This is a genomic window from Lysobacter sp. Hz25 (assembly GCF_046097045.1).
Lineage (GTDB): Bacteria > Pseudomonadota > Gammaproteobacteria > Xanthomonadales > Xanthomonadaceae > Lysobacter > Lysobacter antibioticus_B.
The window spans coordinates 4,111,464-4,134,004 of sequence record NZ_CP175666.1 but is presented as its reverse complement, the minus strand read 5'-3'; the positions used below and the strand labels follow the sequence as shown (position 1 = coordinate 4,134,004).

16 protein-coding genes and 1 pseudogene are annotated in these 22,541 nt (G+C 67.6%); 11 read left to right on the top strand and 6 right to left on the bottom strand.

Annotated features, from left to right (window positions below; genetic code table 11):
* Positions 1 to 221: 221 nt before the first annotated feature.
* Positions 222 to 842: an N-acetyltransferase family protein gene (locus ACKN61_RS16920; RefSeq protein ID WP_408950503.1), complete on the bottom strand. Its 621-nt coding sequence runs from the start codon at positions 840 to 842 to the stop codon at positions 222 to 224.
* 382 nt (positions 843 to 1,224) lie between these two features.
* Here ACKN61_RS16920 and ACKN61_RS16915 point away from each other — a divergent pair, with 382 nt between their 5' ends.
* From ACKN61_RS16915 to ACKN61_RS16900, 4 genes are all read left to right on the top strand, one after another.
* Positions 1,225 to 3,345 carry a TonB-dependent siderophore receptor gene (locus ACKN61_RS16915; protein ID WP_408950502.1) on the top strand — a complete coding sequence of 707 codons (2,121 nt, stop codon included), beginning with the start codon at positions 1,225 to 1,227 and terminating at the stop codon, positions 3,343 to 3,345.
* Positions 3,346 to 3,599: 254 nt separating this feature from the next.
* On the top strand, positions 3,600 to 4,514 hold the full coding sequence (locus ACKN61_RS16910) for a cation diffusion facilitator family transporter (RefSeq protein ID WP_031373315.1): 915 nt from the start codon (positions 3,600 to 3,602) through the stop codon (positions 4,512 to 4,514).
* A 152-nt stretch (positions 4,515 to 4,666) separates the two neighbouring features.
* Entirely contained in the window at positions 4,667 to 5,674 is a 1,008-nt protein-coding gene (locus tag ACKN61_RS16905; protein WP_408950501.1) for a YwqG family protein, read from the top strand.
* Positions 5,671 to 6,162 (top strand): GNAT family N-acetyltransferase, encoded by a 492-nt coding sequence (locus tag ACKN61_RS16900; protein ID WP_408950500.1) that lies wholly within the window; start codon positions 5,671 to 5,673, stop codon positions 6,160 to 6,162. Before ACKN61_RS16905 ends, ACKN61_RS16900 begins: the two co-directional genes overlap by 4 nt.
* A 100-nt stretch (positions 6,163 to 6,262) precedes the next feature.
* On the opposite strand, the gene ACKN61_RS16895 is transcribed toward ACKN61_RS16900, so the two are convergent.
* Positions 6,263 to 6,469 (bottom strand): hypothetical protein, encoded by a 207-nt coding sequence (locus tag ACKN61_RS16895; protein WP_408950499.1) that lies wholly within the window; start codon positions 6,467 to 6,469, stop codon positions 6,263 to 6,265.
* A 296-nt stretch (positions 6,470 to 6,765) separates the two neighbouring features.
* Positions 6,766 to 7,626 (bottom strand): 23S rRNA (adenine(2030)-N(6))-methyltransferase RlmJ, encoded by an 861-nt coding sequence (locus ACKN61_RS16890; RefSeq protein WP_408950498.1) that lies wholly within the window; start codon positions 7,624 to 7,626, stop codon positions 6,766 to 6,768.
* Positions 7,627 to 7,836: 210 nt separating this feature from the next.
* Here ACKN61_RS16890 and creB point away from each other — a divergent pair, with 210 nt between their 5' ends.
* From creB to ACKN61_RS16865, 5 genes and pseudogenes are all read left to right on the top strand, one after another.
* The gene (gene creB, locus ACKN61_RS16885; protein ID WP_031373320.1) at positions 7,837 to 8,511 is read left to right on the top strand and encodes a two-component system response regulator CreB; all 675 of its coding nucleotides are present in this window, start codon (positions 7,837 to 7,839) and stop codon (positions 8,509 to 8,511) included.
* A gap of 12 nt (positions 8,512 to 8,523) precedes the next feature.
* Positions 8,524 to 9,966: a two-component system sensor histidine kinase CreC gene (gene creC, locus ACKN61_RS16880; RefSeq protein ID WP_408950497.1), complete on the top strand. Its 1,443-nt coding sequence runs from the start codon at positions 8,524 to 8,526 to the stop codon at positions 9,964 to 9,966.
* A 121-nt stretch (positions 9,967 to 10,087) separates the two neighbouring features.
* Positions 10,088 to 11,452 (top strand): annotated as a pseudogene (gene creD / locus ACKN61_RS16875) (cell envelope integrity protein CreD); the annotation flags it as partial.
* Positions 11,453 to 12,054: 602 nt separating this feature from the next.
* Positions 12,055 to 12,663: a GNAT family N-acetyltransferase gene (locus tag ACKN61_RS16870; RefSeq protein WP_408950496.1), complete on the top strand. Its 609-nt coding sequence runs from the start codon at positions 12,055 to 12,057 to the stop codon at positions 12,661 to 12,663.
* Entirely contained in the window at positions 12,660 to 13,547 is an 888-nt protein-coding gene (locus ACKN61_RS16865) for a carbon-nitrogen hydrolase family protein (RefSeq protein WP_408950495.1), read from the top strand. Before ACKN61_RS16870 ends, ACKN61_RS16865 begins: the two co-directional genes overlap by 4 nt.
* 726 nt (positions 13,548 to 14,273) lie before the next feature.
* Here ACKN61_RS16865 and ACKN61_RS16860 read toward each other — a convergent pair.
* Both ACKN61_RS16860 and ACKN61_RS16855 read right to left on the bottom strand, forming a co-directional pair.
* Positions 14,274 to 14,825: a phosphatase PAP2 family protein gene (locus ACKN61_RS16860; RefSeq protein WP_408950494.1), complete on the bottom strand. Its 552-nt coding sequence runs from the start codon at positions 14,823 to 14,825 to the stop codon at positions 14,274 to 14,276.
* Entirely contained in the window at positions 14,822 to 16,006 is a 1,185-nt protein-coding gene (locus tag ACKN61_RS16855; RefSeq protein WP_408950493.1) for a glycosyltransferase family 4 protein, read from the bottom strand. Before ACKN61_RS16855 ends, ACKN61_RS16860 begins: the two co-directional genes overlap by 4 nt.
* A gap of 234 nt (positions 16,007 to 16,240) precedes the next feature.
* Here ACKN61_RS16855 and ACKN61_RS16850 point away from each other — a divergent pair, with 234 nt between their 5' ends.
* Positions 16,241 to 17,779, top strand: coding sequence for a glucan biosynthesis protein (locus ACKN61_RS16850; protein ID WP_408950492.1), 1,539 nt, complete (start codon positions 16,241 to 16,243; stop codon positions 17,777 to 17,779).
* Positions 17,776 to 19,695 (top strand): glucans biosynthesis glucosyltransferase MdoH, encoded by a 1,920-nt coding sequence (mdoH, locus tag ACKN61_RS16845; RefSeq protein WP_408950491.1) that lies wholly within the window; start codon positions 17,776 to 17,778, stop codon positions 19,693 to 19,695. Before ACKN61_RS16850 ends, mdoH begins: the two co-directional genes overlap by 4 nt.
* A gap of 1,307 nt (positions 19,696 to 21,002) precedes the next feature.
* On the opposite strand, the gene ppx is transcribed toward mdoH, so the two are convergent.
* The gene (ppx, locus tag ACKN61_RS16840; protein ID WP_408950490.1) at positions 21,003 to 22,532 is read right to left on the bottom strand and encodes an exopolyphosphatase; all 1,530 of its coding nucleotides are present in this window, start codon (positions 22,530 to 22,532) and stop codon (positions 21,003 to 21,005) included.
* Positions 22,533 to 22,541 lie beyond the last annotated feature (9 nt).

Here is a 22,541-nt window from a genome sequence, read left to right as displayed (position 1 = left end):
CGAGTGGATGACGAGCGGGACGATGCGGTCCGCCGCAGGCGCGGCTGCGGTTGCCGCTATCAAGCGTTGTGCCGTTTCCGGCCGTTGGCTCAGTCTGGTGTGCGATCAGGGCTCGTGCGGCGAACGAATCGATCACCGCAGGCGCGGACGATGACCGGGACGACGAAGTGGCGCGCCGGGCGCTCGGCACCGGCGGCGTGGGTCGGACAGCCCCGTGGCGCTCAGGGTTCGTTGCTGTCGTCGGTCGGGTGGTCGCCGATCTTGCGTACGCCGGCCTGCTGCTCGGCCGCGCGTGCGGCCTTCGAGCGCAGATCCAGTACCACCCGGATCAGGCCCGGCGAATCCTGCTGGAACTCGCGCTCGAAGCCGAGCGACTGCGCCAGCGACAGCATCGGGGTGTTGTGCTCGAACACCTCGCCGTACAGGCGATGCACCTTCTTGCCGCGCGCCCATTTGACCAGGCGCGTCATCAGATAGCGGCCCAGCCCCATGTTGGCGATGTAGCGGCTGACCAGGATCGCGAACTCGGCGTCGTGGCTGCGCTCGTCGATGGCGACGCGGGCGACCGCGCCGACCAGGGCTTCGCCGGGAGGCAAGGGTTCGGCTGCGACCAGGGCGAACTCGGTGCGCGGATCGATCCGAGTGAAGCGCTCGGCCATTTCCGGCGTGAGTTCTTTCAGCGCGTAGAGGAATCGCTGCCGCACCTCATCGGGTTGCAGCAGAGTGAAGCCCGCTCGCAAGGGCTCGGCATCTTCCGGACGCACCGGACGAATCAATACTTCGCGTCCGTTGGGAAGACGCTGGCGTTCATGCCAGGGCGGCAAACGTTCACGCGTGGCCATGGTCGGATATTGGCACATTGTGACGGACTTCGCCCTTCATCTTTAGGCTCGGTTGACGCCGGTCCGACCGGCGGCATGCCGTAGCCCGCAATTCCACGGTCGAGAGGCGAAAGGCGGGGCCCTCGCGACAATGTGCTTGAGGTTACTTTTTCTTGACGCAATCGATGCTTGAAATGAGAATTGCTCGCATCATGCCGCCGACTCGCCGGCCTGACAACCGCCTCTAAGGCCAGCCAGACGCCCGCGCCGCCGGGCTCAGCCAGATGCCGCCCTGCCGCCGCCCGACCGGACGATGCCTCGCCCGTGTCTGCGGCTGTGTCGCGCCTGTGCGCAGGCGCCCGGGGCGCCGCCGATCCCTTCTCCCAGCTTCGGACTACCCCTGATGACGTTTTCGCATTCGCTGCGCCCGCTTCCGCCTCGTCCGCACCGTCTCGCCCGAGGGCTGCTGGTCGCGCTGACCGCACTGACCGCGGGCACGGCCTGCGCCGACGACGCCGAGCGCGAGGCCAAGCGCCTGGACTCGGTGGTCGTGATCGCCGACCGCGCCACCACCGCGACCAAGACCGATACGCGTCTGATCGAAACCCCGCAGGCGATCAGCGTGATCACCGCCGAGCAGGCCGCCGACCGCGGCGTGCAGAACCTGCAGGAGACCCTGCGCTATTCCGCCGGCGCCTACAGCGAGGCCTACGGCCTGGACACGCGCAGCGACGGTTCGCTGGTGCGCGGCTTCTCGCCGGTGTCCTTCCTCGACGGCATGACCCGGCAGATCGGCTCCAGCCTGGTGCCGCGTCCGGAGGTCTATACGATGGAACGCGCCGAGCTGCTGCGCGGGCCCTCGTCGATGCTGTACGGCGCCGGCGGTTCCGGCGGCGTCTTCAACCTCGTCAGCAAGCGCCCGCAGTTCCAGAGCGCCGGCGAAATCGGCCTGAGCTACGGCAGCCACCAGCGCAGGCAACTGCAGTTCGACCTGACCGGCCCGCTCGACGAGGCCGGCACCGTCGCCGGCCGCATCGTCGGCGTGGCGCGCGATGCGCAGCAACAGACCGACCGCATGCCCGACGACCGCCTGGTGCTGGCGCCTTCCTTGACCTGGCGCATTTCCGACGCGACACAGCTGACCTTCCTTGGCCTGCTGCAAAAGGACGAGAGCGGATCGAGCCAACAGTTCCTGCCGGTGGTCGCGACCTTGCGCGCGGCGCCGGGCCGGCGCTTGCCGAACCATCGTCTGCTCGGCGAGCCCGACGCCGACCGCCTCGACAGCCGCCAGGCCAGCGCCACCGTGTTGTTCGAGCACGCCTTCTCCGATGCGCTGCGCTTCAACAGCAGCCTGCGCTACGCCAAGTCGCGCACCGACTTCACCGAGATCTATCCGGACGTCTACTCCAATCCGGCCAATCCCTTCATCGACGCGGAAGGACGGGTGCTGCCGCGCTCGGCCTACATCAGCAATCCGCGTATCGACACGCTGACGGTCGACAACAACGTCCAGGTCGATTTCGCCACCGGTGCCTTGCGCCATACCGTGCTCGCCGGCGTCGACTACCTGCGCTTTCGCCAGACCGCGATGACCGGCTTCGGCGCGACCACGCCGATCGACGCCTATGCGCCGGTCTACGGGAACTACGTGCTGCCCGCACTTGCGCCGCAGCCGCGCCAGGACCAGACCCAGGTCGGCGCCTACGTGCAGGACCAGATCCGCTGGGGCGAGCGCGTCACCGCCGTGCTCGGCGCGCGCCGCGACCGCGCCCGCACCCAGGTCGGCGATCAGCCGCGCATCGAGGATTACGCCACCAGTTACCGCGCCGGCCTGATCGTCGATGCCGGCCGCGGCTTCTCGCCGTACTTGAGCTACAGCGAGTCGTTCCTGCCGATCGGCAGCCTGGATTTCTTCAGCCAGCCGTTCAAGCCGCAGGAAGGGCGCCAGTACGAGATGGGCGTGAAATGGCAGCCGCGCGAGCAGACCCTGGTGACCCTGGCGGTGTACGACATCCGCGAAAAGAACCGCCAGACCAACGACCCGGAGAACGTGCTCAACTCGGTGCAGACCGGCGAGGTCAGTTCCAAGGGCGTCGAGCTCGAGGCCAGCCATACCCTGGCCAACGATTTCTACGTCACCGCGAGCTACAGCTACAACGAAGCCGAAGTGACGCGCAGCAACTTCGCCCCCGAGGTCGACCGCCAGCTCGCCGACGTGCCGAAGGAACTCGCTTCGGTCTGGGGCGTGAAGCAGTTCGACTGGGGCGACAGCGGCCGCATCCGCCTGGGCGCCGGCGTGCGCCACGTCGGCTCGACCCTGTCGATCGGCGGCAACGGCAGCCTGCGCACGCCGGGCTACACCCTGGCCGATGCGCTGGTTTCCTTCGATCTGCCGCAGTGGTCGTTCACGCTCAACCTGACCAACCTGGCCGACAAACAGTACTACGCACCGTGCCGGGCGTTCGGCGACTGCTTCGCCGGCAACGGCCGCAACGTCGCCGGCACGGTGACCTACCGGTTCTGAACCCCTGGGGCGCTTCCGACTCCTGGCCGCGCGACCGCCCGGGTCGCGCGTCGAAGCGGCTTCCCTGCGAAGGCGGGGAGGCCGCGGCCCGTCCCGCCGCAGGCGCGGGCCGAGGGCGACGAGGCCGGCCCGGACCGTGGCGCAGCGGCTTGGTTGCGCCGGTTGCGGCTGCGCAGTGGCCTCGCATAGGCCTCGCATCGGCCTTAATCGGCAATGTTAGACTTCGCCGCTGAACCTCAAGGAGCAACGTTGTCATGGCCGGTGGTGGCGATTCGACCCGCGCAATTCTGTTCGCACTTGGTGCCAATTTCGCCATCGCGGTATCCAAGGGCGTGGCGGCGTACTTCACCGGTTCCAGCGCGATGCTGGCCGAGACCGTGCACTCCCTGGCCGACTGCGGCAACCAAGGCCTGTTGATCCTGGGCCTGAAGCAATCCAAGCGACCGCCGTCGCCGGACTATCCGCTCGGCTACGGCAAGGCCATCTATTTCTGGTCGTTCCTGGTTGCGGTGATGTTGTTCACCGTCGGCGGCATGTTCTCGCTGTACGAGGGCATCCACAAACTGCAGCACCCTGAACCGCTCAAGCAGTGGTGGTGGGCGGCCGGCGTGCTGACCTTCGGCATCGTCGCCGAGGCGGTATCGATGCGAGCCTGCCTGCAGGAAGTCGCCAAGGCCCGCGGCCAACGTTCGTTGTGGCAGTGGTTCCGCGAGAGCCGTCAGGCCGAACTGGTGGTGATCTTCGGCGAAGACCTGGCGGCGTTGCTCGGTCTGGTGGTGGCGCTCGGCGCGGTGCTGCTCGCGGTGGCGACCGGCAACCCGATCTGGGACGCCATCGGCACCATCTGCATCGGCGCGTTGTTGATCATCGTCGCGGTGTTCGTGGCGATCGAGGTCAAGGCGATGTTGATCGGCCAGAGCGTCGATCCGCAGCGCCAACAGCAGATCCGCGAGTTCCTCGACGGCCGCCCGGAAATCGCCCGCGTGATCAGCCTGATCACCTTGCAGCTCGGCAACGAGGTGATGGTTTCGGTGCAGGCGCAGATGCGCGAGGAACAGAGCGTGGCGGCCCTGACCGACCAGATCAACACGGTCGAGCGGGCGATGAAGCAGGCCTTCCCGGAAGTGCGCTGGAGCTTCTTCGAGCCGGATTCGAAGTCCGGCGACTGAGCCGGCGGCAACGGCACGAGGCCGTGCCGGGACGATCACGATCGAGCCGGAAGCGTTCGCGCTTCCGGCTTTTTCTTGGCCGCGATCTTCGCCGTGGCCGTTCTCGGCGATACTCTGCGCAGGCGACGTAGCCTAGGGATGGCGGGCAGGCGATGAAGACGGGAACCGCGGTGTTGTTGTCGATGGCGATCGTGGTCGCTGGCATCGCCGCGACCGCCGGCGTGGGTTACGCGGTGTATCGCAATATCGAAGGCCAGATTGAGAAGGGCGCGGCGCAGGCCAGGGCCGACGCCGGCCTGCCGGACGACGGCGCGGAAACGCCGGGTTGCGCCAAGGCCGACGACGACGCCCAGGCCAAGGCGGTGCTCGCGCCGGCCGACGAGGCCCTGGGCAAGACGCAACGGCCGGTGGCGCGGATCGAGTTGAGCGCCTTGGCGCGCGACGATACCGGCCTCAGCAAGGTCGGCGGCCGGCCCTATTGGGCGGCCGGGCACGACTATCCGCGCGACGGCAAGGGCCAGCCCTTGTTCCTGCTGGCCCAGGTCAATCTGGCCGAAGTGCCGAAGATGCCCGGCTACCCGGAGCGCGGCATGTTGCAGTTCTTCATCTCCGGCGACGATTACTACGGCGCTGCGCTCGACGACGCCCACGGCCAGGGCCGCATGGACGCGCTCGCCAAGCAGACCGGTTTCCGCGTGGTCTTTTGGCCGGAACTGTCGGCCGCGGCGATCGCGCCGCCGAAGGCGACGACCGGGGCCGATTCGCTGCCGTTCGACCCGGCTAAACCGCAGCGCATGCGCTTCACCGCCGACCACGAGACCATCGGCGCCAACGACGCGCATTTCGGGCAGGCGCTGGAGGGTGGGGTCGAGCCGTTGATCGAGCGTTATCGCGGCGAGCATCCCGACGCGACCGAGGAAGAGCTGCAGGATGCGCTCAGCGCGTATCTATCGCGTTCCGGCCACAAGCTCGGCGGCTATCCCGACTTCACCCAGAGCGACCCGCGCGAGTCCTCGGACCGGCGCCTGTTGCTGTTCCAGCTCGACAGCGACGACGCTCTGATGTGGGGCGATTCGGGCATCGCCAACTTTTTCATCGACCCCGACGACCTCGCCCGCGCCGATTTCAGCCGCGTCTCCTATCACTGGGACTGCTATTGAGCGCGCCCGGCCTGCGCCGCTATCGGGTCGAGGATCGCGCCGCCTGCCTGGCCTTGTTCGACGGCAACATGCCGGAGTATTTCGCCGCGGTCGAACGCGATGAATTCATCGAGACCCTCGACGAGATCGACGATGGGATCGCTGTCTATTGGGTGATCGAGCTGGAAGGCGAGGGCATCGTCGCCTGCGGCGGTTATGCGGCCACCGACGAGGACGCCAGCATCGCGGTGCTGTTCTGGGGCATGGTCCGCCGCGACCTGCACCGGCGCGGGATCGGCGAGCGCCTGTTGCTGGAGCGCCTGCGCCGCATCGATGCCGACCCGGCGTTCGCCGCGACCGTGCTCGAGACCACCCAGCACAGCCGCGCCTTCTACGCCCGCCATGGTTTCCAGGCGGTGCGCGAACAACGCAATGGCATCGCACTGGGCTTGGACCTGATCGATATGCGCCGGCCGCGTGCCGGCGCCGGGCCGAACGGTGCCGGTTGAGCTCCAACGGCTCGCTCGGGCGATGGCTGCCCAGGCCGCTGGGTAAGGCCGAAGACCGGAGAGAGCGCACTCTCCCCGGTCGTGCCGCGATCGCGATCGATCAGGGCAGGATGCAGCCGCAGCGGCGATAGCATTGCGAGTAGGTCAGGTAGCACTGGGTGCCGCCGTTGTTCTCGCAGTTGGTCAGTGCGGTCTCGCAGCCGAGCCGGCAGGTGTTGTTGCAGCCGGCGGCGCCGGCGGTCGACGCCATGCCGATGCCGAACGCGAACGCGCAGATCGCAAGGAACGAAATCTTCTTCCTGGACATTCGAACTCCCTCTCCATTCGCCCTTCAGTGGGCCCGGGAGTGATACGCCGGGATCCGAGCGCGTCGCAAGCGGCCAATCGCGGCCAAGCGGGCACCACGGCGAACCACGCCGCCGTCGATTCGGCCGGGTTTTACCGAAGTTTCGGCGCTTGCCGGCCAGCGTTCGCCGTCCACGCTCGGCGCGCGGCGATGCGGCGAATGCAATCGCAGGTGGTCATCGAAAGCCAGGGCGCCTCGGCGTCTCGCTGCATTGCAGCGAGGTATCGCAGGGAGCTTGCGCGATGCTTCGAGGTGCCTCAGTCGGCCTGCTTGAGCCAGGTCACCGCCGCCGATGCATCCGCGGTCTCAGCCAGCGTGCGTGCCAGCACCGACAGTGCGGCCCGCAGCGTCTGGTCGAACTGCCACGGCGGATTGAGCAGCAGCAGGCCGCTGCCGTTCATGCGCAGCGGCGAATCGTCGGCGCGCACCAGCAGCTCGGCGGTCAGGATCGACTTGGCCGGCAAGGTCGCTGCGCGGCGGTAGAACGGCTGCAGGGCGCGGCGTCGCTTGATCGGGTACCACAGCACGTAACAGCCCTGCGGCCAGCGGGCGAGGGCGTCGCGCAGCGCGCCGAGGGCGGTGTCGAATTCTTCGAGCTGGGCCTCGTAGGGCGGGTCGATCAGGACCAGGCCGCGGTTGTAGCGGGTCGCGCCGATCTTCGGCGGCAGCATGGCCTTCATCGCCGCGTAGCCGTCGCGCGCGTGCACCGCGATGCGCTGATCGGCCTTGAAGTGGTGCTCCAACTGGCTCGCTTCTTCCGGCTGCAGCTCGCAGGCGGCGATGCGGTCGTCCTCGCGCAAGGCATGCGCAAGCAGCCAGGGCGAGCCGGGATAGGCCGAGGGGCCGTGCTCGTTGCGGCAGGCGCGCACCGCGGCCAGGTAGCGGGTGATCGCAGCCTGTTTCGGCGCCTCGGCCAGCAGCCGGCCGATGCCGCCCTCGGCTTCGCCGGTGCGCAGCGCCGAATTGCCGTCGAGCGGATACAGGCCGCGCCCGGCATGGGTATCCAGGGCGAACAGCGGCGCGGGCTTGACGGTCAGGGCATCGCACAGGGCCAGCAGGGCGACGTGCTTGAGCACATCGGCGTGATTGCCGGCATGGAAGGCGTGGCGATAGTTCATTGAGGCCGTGATTCGGGATTCGGGAGAGGGGATTCGGAACAGTGCCGGCGGGTCGGCATACGACACCGGGGGGCGTGACGCCGAAGGGCATTATGGGGCCATAGCCGCCGTGGCGTTTTCCGGGGGCGGCAGCCGGAGGCCCGGCAAGGCATCATGGGCGGCATAACTGCTCTTTCGACTCCCTAATCCCGATTCCCGATTCCCGGCCCTATGCGCATCCTGCTCGTCGAAGACGAATCCGCCATTGCCGACACCGTGCTCTATGCCTTGCGCGCCGAAGGGTTCGAGGCGGTGCACTGCCTGACCGGCGGCGAAGCCCTGCGCGAGGCCGCGCGGGTCGCCTTCGACCTGGCCGTGCTCGACATCGGCCTGCCCGACATCGGCGGCTTCGCCTTGTGCCGCGAGCTGCGCCGCGGGCGCGACCTGCCGGTGATCTTCCTGACCGCGCAGAACGCCGAGGCCGACCGCATCCTCGGCCTGGAGATCGGCGCCGACGATTACGTCACCAAGCCGTTCTCGCCGCGCGAGCTGGCCACGCGCGTGCGCGTGGTGCTGCGGCGCGCGCGCGGCGGCGCGGCCGAGACCGCGGCGGTCGAGGACGGTTTCGTCCATGACCTGGAAGGCAAGCGCATCCGCTACCGCGGCCAGGCCCTGGACCTGACCCGCTACGAATACGGCCTGCTGGCGGCCCTGTTGCAGCGCCCGGGCGCGGTGTTGTCGCGCGCGCAGCTGATGGACCGGGTCTGGGGCGACGCCCTCGACAGCGGCGACCGCACCGTCGACACCCATATCAAGACCTTGCGCGCCAAGCTGCGCGACGTCGCCGCCGACCGCGACCCCATCCGCACCCATCGCGGCCTGGGCTATTCGCTCGAAGCCTCGTAAGCGGGCGCCCCGATGCGGATCGGCCTGCGGATTTTCCTGGGGTATTTCCTGATCGTGGCGGTGGCCGCGTTGCTGCTGGCGCGGGTGTTCGTCGCCGAGGTCAAGCCGGGCGTGCGCCAGGCCATGGAAGACACCCTGGTCGACACTGCCAACGTGCTGGCCGAGCTGGCCACCGACGATTTCGTCGCCGGCCGCATCAACCAAGGCGATTTCGCCAAGCGCGTGCGCGCGCTCGGCCAGCGCGACGTCGGTGCGGCGATCTGGGGCTTCCGCAAGCGCGCGGCGAACTACCGCGTCTACATCACCGACGCGCGCGGCATCGTCGTGTTCGACAGCAGCGGCCAGGACGTCGGCCAGGACTACTCGCGCTGGAACGACGTTTATCTGACCCTGCGCGGGCGCTACGGTGCGCGTTCCAGCGCGACCGACCCCGGTCATCCGGAAACCACGATCATGCACGTGGCCGCGCCGATCCGTGCCGACAACGGCCAGGTCATCGGCTCGTTGACGGTGGCCAAGCCGAACAGCGCCATCGCCCCCTTCATCGCCCGCAGCCAGACCGTGGTGACGCGCTGGGGCTTCGTGCTGATGGGCGCGGCGCTGGCGATCGGCCTCGGCGTGTCGTGGTGGCTGTCGCGCCAGATCGGCCTGTTGCGGCGTTATGCGCATGCGGTCACCGCCGGCGACCGCGCCACGCCGCCGCGCGCGGCCGGCGAATTCGGCGAGCTGGGGCGTGCGCTGGAGACGATGCGCACGCGCCTGGAAGGCAAGCAGTACGTCGAGCAATACGTGCACACCCTGACCCACGAGATGAAGAGCCCGCTCGCGGCGATCCGCGGCAGCGCCGAACTGCTCGAATCGCCGCCCGGCGATGCGCCGATGCCGGACGCCGACCGCGCCCGTTTCGCCGCCAGTATCCGCGGCCAGGCCGAGCGCCTGGCGCAGATGATCGACAAATTGCTGGCCCTGGCCGCGGTCGAACATCGCCAGCGCCTGGAGCGGCCCGAGCCGGTGGCGCTGGCGGCGATCGTGCGCGAGGCGCTGGAGCAATGCACGCAGCGCCTGGACCGTTCCGGCGCCAAACTGCTGCTGGACCTGGAGCCGAATCTGCCGCCGGTGCGCGGCGATGCTTTCCTGCTGCGCCAGGCGCTGATCAATCTGATCGACAACGCCGCCGATTTCTCGCCGCGTGGCGGCGAGATCGTGCTGCGCCTGCAACGCGACGGCGAGTATCAGCGCATCGACATCAGCGACCGCGGCCCCGGCATTCCCGACTATGCCTTGAGCCGCGTGTTCGAGCGTTTCTATTCGCTGCCGCGCCCGTCCGGCGGCAGCCGCAGCAGCGGCCTGGGCCTGTGCTTCGTGGCCGAGGTGGCGTCGCTGCACGGCGGCGAAACCGAATTGGTCAATCGCGAAGAGGGCGGCGCCCGCGCCAGCCTGATCGTGCGCAGCTGAGCCCGCCAGGGCGCCCGAACGGCGCTTCACCATTGCTTCACCGATAGCACACGCGTGCGCCATCGCGCCCCCGCACAGGCGGCGCAACCTGCCGTCCAACGTTGCGGACAGGGAGTACGACATGCGTGTGTGGTTGAAGATGCTGATGGTGCTGGGGATGACCCTGGCGATACTGATTCCGCTGCTGATGATCGGCGGCGTCATCGATGAGAGACAGACCTACCGCGCCCAGGCGGTGGCCCGCATTGCGCGCAGCTATGCCGGTGCGCAGGCGTTCTCGGGGCCGGCCCTGGTGGTGCCGTACGAAGATTCCTGGATCGAGACGGAGAAAGATCTCGACGGCACGGTCAAGCGCGTCCAGCGTCGCGAGCAGGGTCGTTGGACCTTCTTCCCGAACAAGCTCGACGTCGAAGGCGAGATCACCCCGAAGGTGCGTCAGCTCGGCCTGCACAAGGTCCGGGTCTACGAATGGAAGGGCAAGGCCAAGGCCGACTTCGCCGCGACCATCCCGGCCGATCCGGTGCTGAGCGCGGACCAGGTCGAATCCGGTCGGCGCCGGGTGATCGGCCGTCCTTGGCTGAGCTATGCCTTCGCCGACGTGCGCGGCCTGCGTAATCCCAAATTGCGCCTGGACGGCGCCGAGACCACGATCGAGGACGGCCTCGGCGCGCGCGACGGCGGCGGCATCCATGCGCGCCTGGCGGCACCGCTGCCGGGCAGCGCGCTGCGCCTGCAGACCGACCTCGACTTCGCCCTGGGCGGCACCGAGTCGCTGGCGCTGGTGCCGCTGGGCAAGAACAACCGTTTCGCCCTCAGCTCCACCTGGCCGCACCCGAACTACGGCGGCAGCTTCCCCCCGCATTCGGACGATATCGGCGACCAGGGCTTCCGCGCCGAATGGCAGGTTTCCTCGGTGGCGACCAATGCCCAGCGCCAGTACCTGGCCGGTTCGATCCTGCCGATGGTGGCGGTGGCCGGCGACGACGAAATCGGCAACGAGCCCGGCGGCGACATCAACGCGGTGCAGGTGACCTTGAAGGACCCGGTCAACGTCTACTCGCAGGCCGATCGCGCGACCAAGTACGGCTTGCTGTTCGTGCTGCTGACCTTCGTCGGTTTCTTCATGTTCGAGTTGATGAAGCAACTGCGCATCCACCCGATCCAGTACGGCCTGGTCGGCCTGGCCCTGGCGATCTTCTTCCTGCTGCTGGTCAGCCTGAGCGAACACTTCGCCTTCGGTCTGGCCTATCTGGCCGCGAGCGTGGCCTGCATCGGCTTGCTGGTGTTCTATTTGAGCGCGGTCTTGCGCAGTCTCGTTCGCGCCTTGGGGTTCGGTGCCATGTTGACGACGCTTTACGGTGCGCTGTACGGCCTGCTGATCTCGGAAGACAACGCGCTGGTGCTCGGTGCCGGCCTGCTGTTCCTGATCCTGGCGGTGTTGATGATGGTGACGCGCAAGGTCGACTGGTACCAGCTCGGCGGTTCGTCGCCGAAGCGTGTGCCGGATCCGCCGAAGGCCGAGGCCTTGCGTACGCCGGTGGCGGCGGCCGCGGGCAGCCCGCCGGACCTGCCGCCCCATCGCGGCGAGTAAGCGAGCGATGCGGCGCGGCGACGGGCAGGGAGGCCCGCCGCCGCGCCGTTTTACCATCGGGATAACCTTAGTTGGCGCACACTGCGATCGCACAGGGACTACGGACGCTTGCGTCGAGACTCTGGATCCCCGCTTTTGCAGGGCTGACGATGCAAGAGTCTTAGCGATTCTTCCTACCGTCGTTCCCGCGAGGGCGGGAACCCAGGTCTTTACCGCGACATGACTCTGAAGTCTCTGGATCCCCGCCTTCGCGGGGATGACGGCTGGCAGGAGCGCGACGCTACCCTCCTGTCGTCGTTCCTGCGAAGGCGGGCTCGGCTTTACTTCGGCGGAGCCGAACACCCAGGGCTTCACCGCGACATGGCGTTGAAGTCTCTGGATCCTCACGTTCGCGGGGATGAGGGGGCGAGGAGTCGCAGGAACCGTTCGCGTCGACGGATCGACGCTCCAGGGCCCGGCCACTGCCGGCCCGTTCACGCGTTGACTAAGATGCTCACATGAAGACCCCCATGCCCGAGATCCGTACCTTCAGCGGTGCCGAGATCACGCCTTACCTGGATGCCATCGCCGCGCTGCGTATGAGCGTGTTCCGCGATTGGCCTTACCTCTACGACGGCGATGTCGCTTACGAGGCGAACTACCTGCGGACCTATCGCGAGTCCTGGCGCAGCATCGCGGTGTTGGCCTTCGACGGCGGCCGCATCGTCGGCGCTTCGACCGGCTTGCCGATGGCCGACGAAACCCCCGAGCTGCGCGTCGCTTTCGAAGGCGGTCCGATCGATATCGAGCAGGTGTTCTATTGCGGCGAGTCGGTGTTGCTGCCCGAGTACCGGGGGCGCGGCATCGGCCATCTCTTCTTCGACGAGCGCCAGGCCCATGCGCGCGGGCTCGATGGATTCCGCTGGACCGCGTTCTGCGCGGTCGAACGCGACGCCAGCGACGGCCGCAAACCGGCGTTCCATCGCGGCAACGAGGAATTCTGGAGAAAACGCGGCTACGTCCATCGCCCGGATCTGCAGGTCTCGCTGCCATGGCGGGAGCTCGGACGCGGCGAATGCCCGCATACCTTGAGCTTCTGGCTGCGGCCCCTGGAGCGCGTGCAATGAGGGTGGCGGTCGCGAAGTACACGATCGGTGCGCCGCGCAGTTTCGCCGAGTTCGCCGACAAGCAGGCCAAGTGGCTCAGCGAAGCGCGCGCCAGCGGCGCCGAAGTGGCGGTGCTGCCGGAGTATCTGGCGCTGGAACTCGGCGCGACTTTCGGCGCGGCGACCCAGGGCGACCTGCATGCCTCCCTGGTCGCCATCCAGGCCTATCGCCAGGCCTGGCTGGACCTGTTCGGCCTGCTCGCGCGCGAACTGCGCCTGCATGTGGTCGCCGGCAGCTTCCTGCTCGATCTGGGGCAGGGGCGGTATCGCAACCGCAGCGACGCCTTCGCCCCCGACGGCGGGCGCCTGTGGCAGGACAAGCTGCAACTGACCGGCTTCGAGAAACAGGCCGGCGTGATCGAAGCCGGCGATGCGCTCAAGACCTTCGAGATCGGCACCCAGCGGGTCGGCATCGCGGTCTGCTACGACATCGAGTTCCCGCTGCCGGTGCGCGCGCAGTGCGAAGCCGGCGCACGCCTGTTGCTGGCGCCGAGTTGCACCGACACCGAAGCCGGCGCGACCCGTGTTCGAGTGGGGTGCCTGGCGCGCGCCTTGGAGAACCGCAGCTTCGTCGCCCAGGCGGTGACCGCCGGCGAGGCCTTGTGGAGCCCGGCCCTGGACACCAACACCGGCGAGGCGGCGATCTATGCGCCGATGGACGTGGGCCTGCCGGCCGATGGCCTCCTGGCGCAGACCCGCGCGGGCCAGCGCTGGGCTTATGCCGACCTGGATTTCGCTGCGCTCGAAGCGAGCCGTGTACGGGCACAGGTGGCGAACGATCGCGATTGGATGGGGCAGGGTGCGCCGGCGATTGCGCGGGCGAGGGTGGAGGGGTGGGGAGGGTAGATGGGGTTCCGTCGGCCGGTTTTGCTCTTAGCCCTTGGCTTCAGCCCTTGCTTGCACGCTTCAGCTTTCGCTTTTCATGCTTCGGATTTTGCTGTGCGTCGCACCGCACTCGCGAAGGCAATCGAAGACCCGGAGGGCGGCGCGCAGGATGCGCGCCGTTTTTCATCGGGACAGGGATGTCCCGTATGAAAAATCCCTGCGTCGGCATCGCTCGTGCGGGCTTGTGATTCAAAGCAAAAGCATTTTTCTTTGTGACTTTCTTTTGTTGCTTTAGACAAAAGAAAGTTACCCGCCGCTTTAGTGGCGGAAGCTTTTATCGTTTGATCTTGCTTGTATGAAAGCCACAAGCAAGTGCAGAGCTTCCGTCCGCTACGCGGCCGGGTTACTTTCTTTTGCTAAGCCCAAAAGAAAGCTAACCAAAGAAAAGGGCTCTCCTTGCAAGGGCACAGGCCACGAGTGCGATGCTGTCGCCGGGATTTTCCGATAAGACGTCCCTGTCTTATCGGAAAACGGCGCACGTCCTGTGCGCCGCCCTCCGGGTCTACTGTTGACCGGCAAAGCGGCAAAGCGGCAATGCAGATCAAAATCTCGGCAACGGCAACGGCAACGGCAACGGCAACGGCAACGGCAACGGCGCCATCGATCGCAAGATCTGGTAACCAATGCCGGTAACCGAGCGAGCGCAGTCGCGGCTCACGCCGCTCCTACAGGGCGGGATTCATTGCTTCAACCGAACAACGAAACCCCCGGCACCAGCCACAGCGAAAACCCGGCCAGGCTCGATCCGATCAGCGTCGCGGCCAGCACGTCGCTGGGGTAATGCAAGCCCAGCACGACGCGCGAGGCGGCGACGCTCGCGGTGAAGGGGATCAGCAACCACGCCAGCATCGGGTAATGCGCCATCGCCACCAGGCTGAAGGCGACCGCGTGCAGGGTGTGGCCGGACGGGAAGCTGAACTCGTCCAGCGGCGCCACCCAGGCGTGGATGCGTTGGTCGGAGGCGAACGGGCGCGGGCGCCGGGTCCAGCGCTTGAGCAGTTTGTACAACGCCAGCGCGATCACCCCGGTCGCAGCCAGATGCGCGGAGGCGCGCAGGCCGTCGTAGCCGTCGGCCAGGATCAGCGCGGCCATCAGCGCGTACCAGAACACCCCGTCGCCGAGGCGGCTGACCGCGGCGAAATAGGCGCGCGAGCCGCTGCGTTCGCCGAGGCGATTGGCGCGCAGGCACCAGCCGGACTCGCCGGCGATCAGACGTTTGCGCAACGGCAGCCGGTTCATACGACCTCCTGGGTCGGTTTGCTTTCGTCGTTGATGCGGCGGGTCGTGCGGTTGTGTGGATTGCGATCGGCCAGGCCGTGCAACAGGGCATCGAAATCGGCCGCGACCTGTTCCGGGCGCAGGCCGCTGATCGCTTCGCGGCCTGCGCGGGACATTCCCGCGCGCAAAGCGTCCTGGCTGCCGATGCGTACCGCCGCGGCGACGAAGCCGGCGTCGTCGCCGTCGGCGATCGCCGCGCCGTGGACACCATCGCGCAGATGCTCGTGGGCGGCGCCGTAGTCGAAGGCGACCGTCGGCACGCCGCTGGCCATGGCTTCCAGGGTCACGTTGCCGAAAGTCTCGCTGTGGCTCGGAAACAGGAACAGGTCGCCGCTGGCGAAATGCTCGGCCAGGGTCTCGCCGCGTTTGAGCCCGCAGAAGATGAAATCCGGATTGTCGCGCTGCAGCTTCTCCCGCGCCGGCCCGTCGCCGACCCAGACGAAGCGCGCCTCGGGGCGCATCTGCTGCAACGAGCGGAACGCGCGTACGGCCAGTTCGAGGTTTTTCTCCGCGGCGATGCGGCCGACGTAGATCGCGGCCAAGCCGTTCTCGTCCAGGCCCCATTCGCGGCGCAGTCCGGCGCGGCGGCGGTTGGGGTCGAACAACACGGTGTCGACCGCGCGCGGCAGCCGCACCACGTCCTCGAAGCCCTGGCTGCGCAGGAACTCGACGAGTTCGCGGGTGGGCACCAGGGTGGCGTCGGCGCCGTTGTGGAAGCGGCGCATCCAGCGCAGGGCGGTGCCGACCAGGAACGGTGCGCCGTAGTCGCGCATGTACTCGTCGAAGCGGGTGTGGAAGCCGGTTGCGGCGGGGATGCGCAGGCGTCGGGCTGCGCGCAGCGCCGACCAGCCGAGCGGGCCTTCGGTGGCGACATAGACCGCATCGGGGCGATGGGCGCTCCAGGCCTGGGTCAGGCGCGCGGCGCAGGGCAGGCCGAAGCGCAGGCCCGGGTAGCGCGGCAGCGGCAGGCCCTTGACCAGCAACTCGTGGGCGGCGCCGTCCTGGGCTTCGCCGTGCTGGCGCGGACGGACCAGGCCGACCTCATGGCCACGCGCACGCAGACCCTGCTCCAGACCCTGTACGGTCAGGGCGACGCCGTTGATTTCCGGCGGATAGGTCTCGGTGACGATCGCGTAGCGCATGCGCGGCTCCCGGTTTGGGCAAGCCTGGGCGCGATCCATGTCCCGGCCGTGGCGGGGCGATGACAGGGCGGTGACGCGGTCGGAGCGGCCGCGTTCATGTGACGCAATCGGCATTTCGCCGTGCCTTCGGAGCTGAAAACCCGCGAGTCAATGCCGTCGTGCAAGGGCCATGTTCCGGAGTGTTAACAACCCGATCCCTACAATCGCCCGGTTTACCCCCTCCGAAGGTGGCGTGTGCACCGACGCGAATTGATCAAGGCCGGGCTGTCCCTGCCGCTGGCCGGCCTGGCCGGGGGCGGGCTGCCGTGGTCGGCGCTGGCCGCGACCGGCCCCGGGCGGGCTTTCGACGCGGCCACGGTGCCGGGCTTGGCGCGCGCGCTGGCGGCCAAGCCCTATCGGCCGGCCGATGCCGACCTGCCCGAGGCGCTGGCGCGGATCAAGTACGACACCTACCGCGATATCCGTTTCGATCCCAAGCAGGCCTTGTGGAAAGCCGAGGGCCTGCCGTTCCAGTTGCAGTTTTTTCATCGTGCGTTCTTGTTCAAGCATCGGGTCGACATTCACCGGGTGCACGGCGGCATCGCCACGCCGGTGGTGTATCGGCCGCAGATGTTCGGCTTCGGCAGCGCGCCGAAGCCAACCCAGGACGACCTGGGTTTCGCCGGCTTCCGCGTGCATGCGCCGATCAACCGCGGCGATTACTTCGACGAGGTCTGCGCCTTCCTCGGCGCCAGTTATTTCCGCGCGGTCGCCAAGGACCTGCTGTACGGGCTGTCGGCGCGCGGCCTGGCGCTGAATACCGGCGCCGGCAACAGCGAAGAGTTTCCGGTGTTCACCGGCTTCTGGATCGAACAGCCGGCGGCGGGCGCCAAGCAGATCGTCGTGCACGCGCTGATGGACAGCCCGAGCGTGGCCGGGGCGATGCGTTTCGCGATCACGCCCGGCACCGAAACCGTGTTCGACACGCAACTGCGTCTGTACCCGCGCGTCGCCCTCGACCGGGTCGGCATCGCGCCTTTGACCAGCATGTATCACTTCGACGCCACCGACCGCGTCGGCGTCGACGATTTCCGCCCGGCGGTGCACGACTCCGATGGCCTGGCCCTGCACAACGGCGCCGGCGAACAGATCTGGCGCCCGCTGCGCAATCCCAAGACCTTGCAGGAAAGCGCGTTCCAGGATCGCCGCCCGCGCGCGTTCGGCCTGATGCAGCGCAAGCGTGGCTTCGCCGATTACGCCGACAGCGAGGCGCATTACGAGCGCCGCCCGAGTCTGTGGGTCGAGCCTGTGGGCGATTGGGGCGAGGGCGCGGTGCACCTGATCGAGATCCCGACCGGCGACGAATACCACGACAACATCGTCGCCTTCTGGCGGCCGCGCGCGCCGCTCGCGGCCGGGCGCGAACATCGCTACGACTACCGCCTGCACTGGTGCGCGAAACACGCCTGGAAGCCGGCGCAGGCGACGGTGAGCCGTACCCGGATCGGCGCCGGCAACATCGGCGCCGGCAACGGCGCGGCGCGGCGGATCGTCATCGACCTCGATGGCGGACGCCTGAGCCAGCTCGCCGCCGACGCCAAACCGCGCGCGGTGGTCTGGGCCTCGGCCGGGCGCATCGTCAACGCGATCGCCCATCCCAACAGCGGCACCGGCGGCTGGCGAATGTCGTTCGAACTCGAACCGGGCACTGCCCGCTCGGTCGAGTTGCGCGCGGTGCTCGAAGACGGCGACGGCCCCCTTTCCGAAACCTGGCTTTATCGTTGGACTGCATGAACTCAACCGTCGCTCCCCCGCAACGACCCCTCTCCGTGCCGTTCGAAGCGCTGCCCCCGGAATCGCCCCTGGCGATGCCGGTGCAATCGCTGAGCAGCGGCGAACGTTCCGGCAACACCTTGCCGAGCGAGCCGAAGGGCATGGCCCTGCGCCGCCTGTACGTGATCGGCGGCGCCGCGCTGCTGACCCTGGTCGCGGCCTACCACATCCTGCGCGTGCTCTACGTCGGCGGACTGAACCTGCTCGAAGGCGTGCTGTTGCTGCTGTTCGTGGCGCTGTTCGCCTGGATCGCGCTGGCCTTCACCAGTTCGCTGGCCGGGTTCGCCCTGATCCTGTCGCGGCGGCGTTGGCGCCTGGGCCTGAAGCAGGGCGGCGAACTGCCGGCGCTCGGCGAGCGCACCGCCTTGCTGGTGCCGACCTACAACGAAGATCCCGAGCGGCTCATGGCCGGCCTGCAGGCGATCTACGAATCGGTGGCCGCGACCGGCCTGCTCGACCGTTTCGACTTCTTCATCCTCAGCGACACCACCAAGGAACCGATCCGCCAGGCCGAGATCCGCGCCTTCCATTCCTTGCGCGAACGCACCGGCGGCCAGCAGCGCATCTTCTATCGCCGGCGCAAGAACAACGCCGAACGCAAGGCCGGCAACATCGCCGAGTGGGTGCGCCGTTTCGGCGCCGCCTATCCGCAGATGCTGATCCTCGACGCCGACAGCCTGATGACCGGCGAGGTCATCGTGAAATTGTCGAGTGCGATGGAACGTCACCCCGACGTGGCGCTGATCCAGACCCTGCCGATGATCGTCAACGGCCAAACCCTGTTCGCGCGCATGCAGCAGTTCGCCGGCCGCGTTTACGGCCCGGTGATCGCCTACGGTATCGCCTGGTGGCATGGCGCCGAGAGCAATTACTGGGGCCATAACGCCATCATCCGCACCCGCGCCTTCGCCGAACACGCCGGCCTGCCGGAACTGCGCGGCCGCAAGCCCTTCGGCGGCACGGTGTTGAGCCACGATTTCGTCGAGGCCGCCCTGATGCGCCGCGGCGGCTGGGCCTTGCACATGCTGCCGGGCCTGGTCGGCAGCTACGAGGAAGGCCCGCCCTCGCTGACCGACATGCTGGTGCGCGACCGCCGCTGGTGCCAGGGCAACCTGCAGCACACCGCGGTGCTGCCGGCGAAAGGCCTGCACTGGATCAGCCGCATGCACCTGCTGATGGGCATCGGCCATTACTTCACCGCGCCGATGTGGGCGGTGATGATGCTGATCGGTCTGGCGATTCCGCTCGACAAGGCCGGCTTCTTCAATTGGGAAAGCGCGCGCCTGCCCGGCTTCTCGCCGGGCGACTACTGGCGCGACCAGGACCCCCAGCGCGCACTGTGGGTGTTCGTGGCGACGATGGCGGTATTGCTGACGCCGAAGGTGATGGGTTTCATCACCATGCTGCTCGACGGCAACACCCGGCGCGGCTGCGGCGGTGCGATCCGTGCGTTCTTCAGCATGATCCTGGAGACCCTGCTGGCGGCGTTGATGGCGCCGATCACCATGTACGTGCAGTCGCGCGGCGTCGCCGAGGTGCTGTCGGGCAAGGACTCGGGTTGGGAATCGCAGCGCCGCGACGACGGCAGCCTGCCGTTGTCGGGATTGATCCGCAGCTACGGCGGCCTGACCCTGTTCGGCCTGCTGATCGGCGCGATGGCCTATGTGGTGTCGCCGCCGCTCGCGGCGTGGATGTCGCCGGTGATCATCGGCCTGGTGGTGTCGATCCCGGTGGTGGCGCTGACCTCGGCGCGTGGGCCCGGGTTATGGCTGCGGCGGATCGGGATCTTCCGTATCCCCGAGGAGATCACCCCGCCGCCGGTGTTGGTGAGGGCAAAGCAATTGCGGGCCGAGGCGGCGCAGCGGACGGCGGGGTGATTGTTACTCTGCTTTCGCATTCGCCGTAGTGCATATGTAGGAGCGGCGTGAGCCGCGACCGCGGGACGCGCAGAGGCGGTAGCGCCGATGGCAGCGATCGAAGCGGCGTGCTTTCGCGAGGGTAGGAGCGGCGTCCTACTGGATTTCCTTCGGTCACAAGCCGCGACCGCGGGATGCGCAGAAGCGACAACGCCGACACCGCTCAGCGAAGCGGCGTTCTTTCGCAGGGTAGGAGCGGCGCAAGCCGCGACAACGCTCCTCCAATCTCGCGGCGCGTGTTTCAAGAAAGATCAAGATCAAACCCAAAGCTTCCGCCACTAAAGCGGCGGGTAACTTTCTTTTGTCTAAAGCAACAAAAGAAAGTAACCAAAGAAAAATGCTTTTGCTTTGAATCACAGGCCCGCACGAGCGATGCATACGCGCGGATTTTTCATACGGGACATCCCTGTCCCGATGAAAAACGGCGCGCATCCCTGCGCGCCGCCCTCCGGGTCTTCTATTGCCTTCGCTAGTGCCAACCTGCGCACAGCAACAGCCAAGGCCGAAGCCAAAGGGAGGGGCGACGCCATCAGCGGATCATCGCCGCCCTAATTCACGGCCGCGGCTTGTGACCGAAGGAAATCCAGTAGGACGCCGCTCCTGCCCTGCGATAGAGCGCCGCCTCGATCATTGGCAGCGGCTATGCAGTCTCTGCGCGTCCCATGGTCGCGGCTTACGCCGCTCCTACAGTGGCCGTACCGTTTAGGGAGCGATTTCCGACGACCTTGCTATTGGCGTTGCCGTTGCTGTGCGTCGCCGAGCACTAGCGAAGGCAATGGAAGACCCGAAGGGCGGCCTGCATGGATGCAGGCCGTTTTTCATCGGGACAGGGATGTCCCGTATGAAAAATCCCTGCGTATGCACCGATCCTGCGGGCCTGTGATTCAAAGCAAAAGCATTTTTCTTTGGTGACTTTCTTTTGTTGCTTTAGACAAAAGAAAGTTACCCGCCGCTTTAGTGGCGGAAGCTTTTAGCGTTTGATCTAGATCTAGATCTTGCGTGAGCGAGACGCCGCGAGACCGAAACAACGCGGTCGCGGCTCGCGCCGCTCCTACCCATGCGAAAGTATGCCGCTTCGCTGAGCGGTATCGGCGTTGTCGCCTCTGCGTATCCCGCGGTCGCGGCTTGTAACCGTAGGAAATCCAGTAGGACGCCGCTCCTGCCCATCGCGCCGACACGCCGCTCCGATGTATGGCATCGGCGTTGTTGCTTTTGCGCGTCCCGTGGCTAGGAGCAGCGTTACTGGAACAGCAACGCTGCCGCGAAACTCAAACCCCCAGCAGCTTCAATGAAATCCCCAATCCCGCCATATCCTGCGGCTCGCCTTCCAGGTCGGCGTGGATCAACGGGCGCGATTCGAGCCAGCGGCGGGACACGGTCAGGGTCAGGGTGTTGCCGTCGCCGTGGGCGTCGAGCTGCGGGATCGGGTCGGATTCGTGGGCGCGGTGCAGCAGCACCGCCAGGCGCAGCAAGGCCGAGCTGCGGCGTACCGCCGACAGCAGGCGGTCGGGCAAGGCGTCGAAGGCGGACTTGGGGATGCCGCGCCGGTGGGTGCGTACCAGGGCGGCGAGGAACTGCTGCTGTTGGCGCGAGAAGCCGGAGATGTCGGAGTTCTCGATCACGTACGAGCTGTGCACGTGGTACTGGCTGTGGGCGATGGCCAGGCCGAGTTCGTGCAGGCGCGCGGCGCGCTGGAGCATCAGGCGGTCGTCGGCGTCCAGGCGCCAGCTTTCGGCGACCTGGTCGAACAGGCGCAGCAGGGTCGCTTCGACGCGCGCGGACTGCTGCTCGTCGATGCCGTAGCGGTTGACCATGGCCTTGACCGCGGCATCGCGCGGGTCGTCGGCGCCGCCGCGGCCGAGCATGTCGTAGAGCACGCCTTCGCGCATCGCCGCCTTGCTGATCGCCATGCGTTGCAGGCCGAGCACGTTGAAGGCGGCTTCGAGGATCAGGATGCCGCCGGCGATGATCGGGCGGCGGTCGGCCGACAGGCCGGGCAGGTCGATCTCGTCGATGCGGTCGGCCTGGAGCAGGCGGTCGCGCAGTTGCGGCAGGGCATCGGCGATCACCGCGCCCTTGGTCAGTTTCATCGCCGCGCAGATCTCGCCGATGGCCTTGTTGGTGCCGGACGAGCCCAGGGCCTCGTGCCAGCCCAGCGAGCGGTAGGTGCCGGCGAATTGCTGGAATTCGGCCGAGACCTCGGTCAGCGCATCGCGCCATTTCTTCTTCGACAACTTGCCGTTCTCGAAGAAACGGCGAGTGGTGGCGACGCAGCCGACTTGCAGGCTTTCGCGTTCGATCGCCTCGAAGCCGCTGCCGATGATGCATTCGGTCGAGCCGCCGCCGATGTCGATGACCAGGCGGCGTTCGCCGGGCTTGGACGGTTGCGCGTGGGCGACGCCGAGATAGATCAGGCGGGCCTCTTCGCGGCCGGACACGACTTCGATGGCGTGCCCGAGCGCGGATTCGGCCGGCATCAGGAAGGCCTGCGGCGCGGCCAGGCGGCGCACGGTGTTGGTGGCGAGGGCGCGCACGCGCTGCGGCGGCACGTCGCGGATGCGCTGGCCGAAGCGCGACAGGCAGTCCAGGGCGCGTTGGCGGACCTCAGGGGCGAGGCCGCCCTTGCGGTCCAGGCCTTCGGCCAGGCGCACGGTCTCGCGCAGCCGGTCGACGGTGCGCAGCTGCCCGAGCACGTAGCGGGCGACCACCATGTGGAAACTGTTCGACCCCAGGTCGACGGCGGCGAGCAGGTCGCCGTCCTGGAGCGGCAGGCGGGTGGTCGGGAAAATATTGTTCATGTGCGGGAT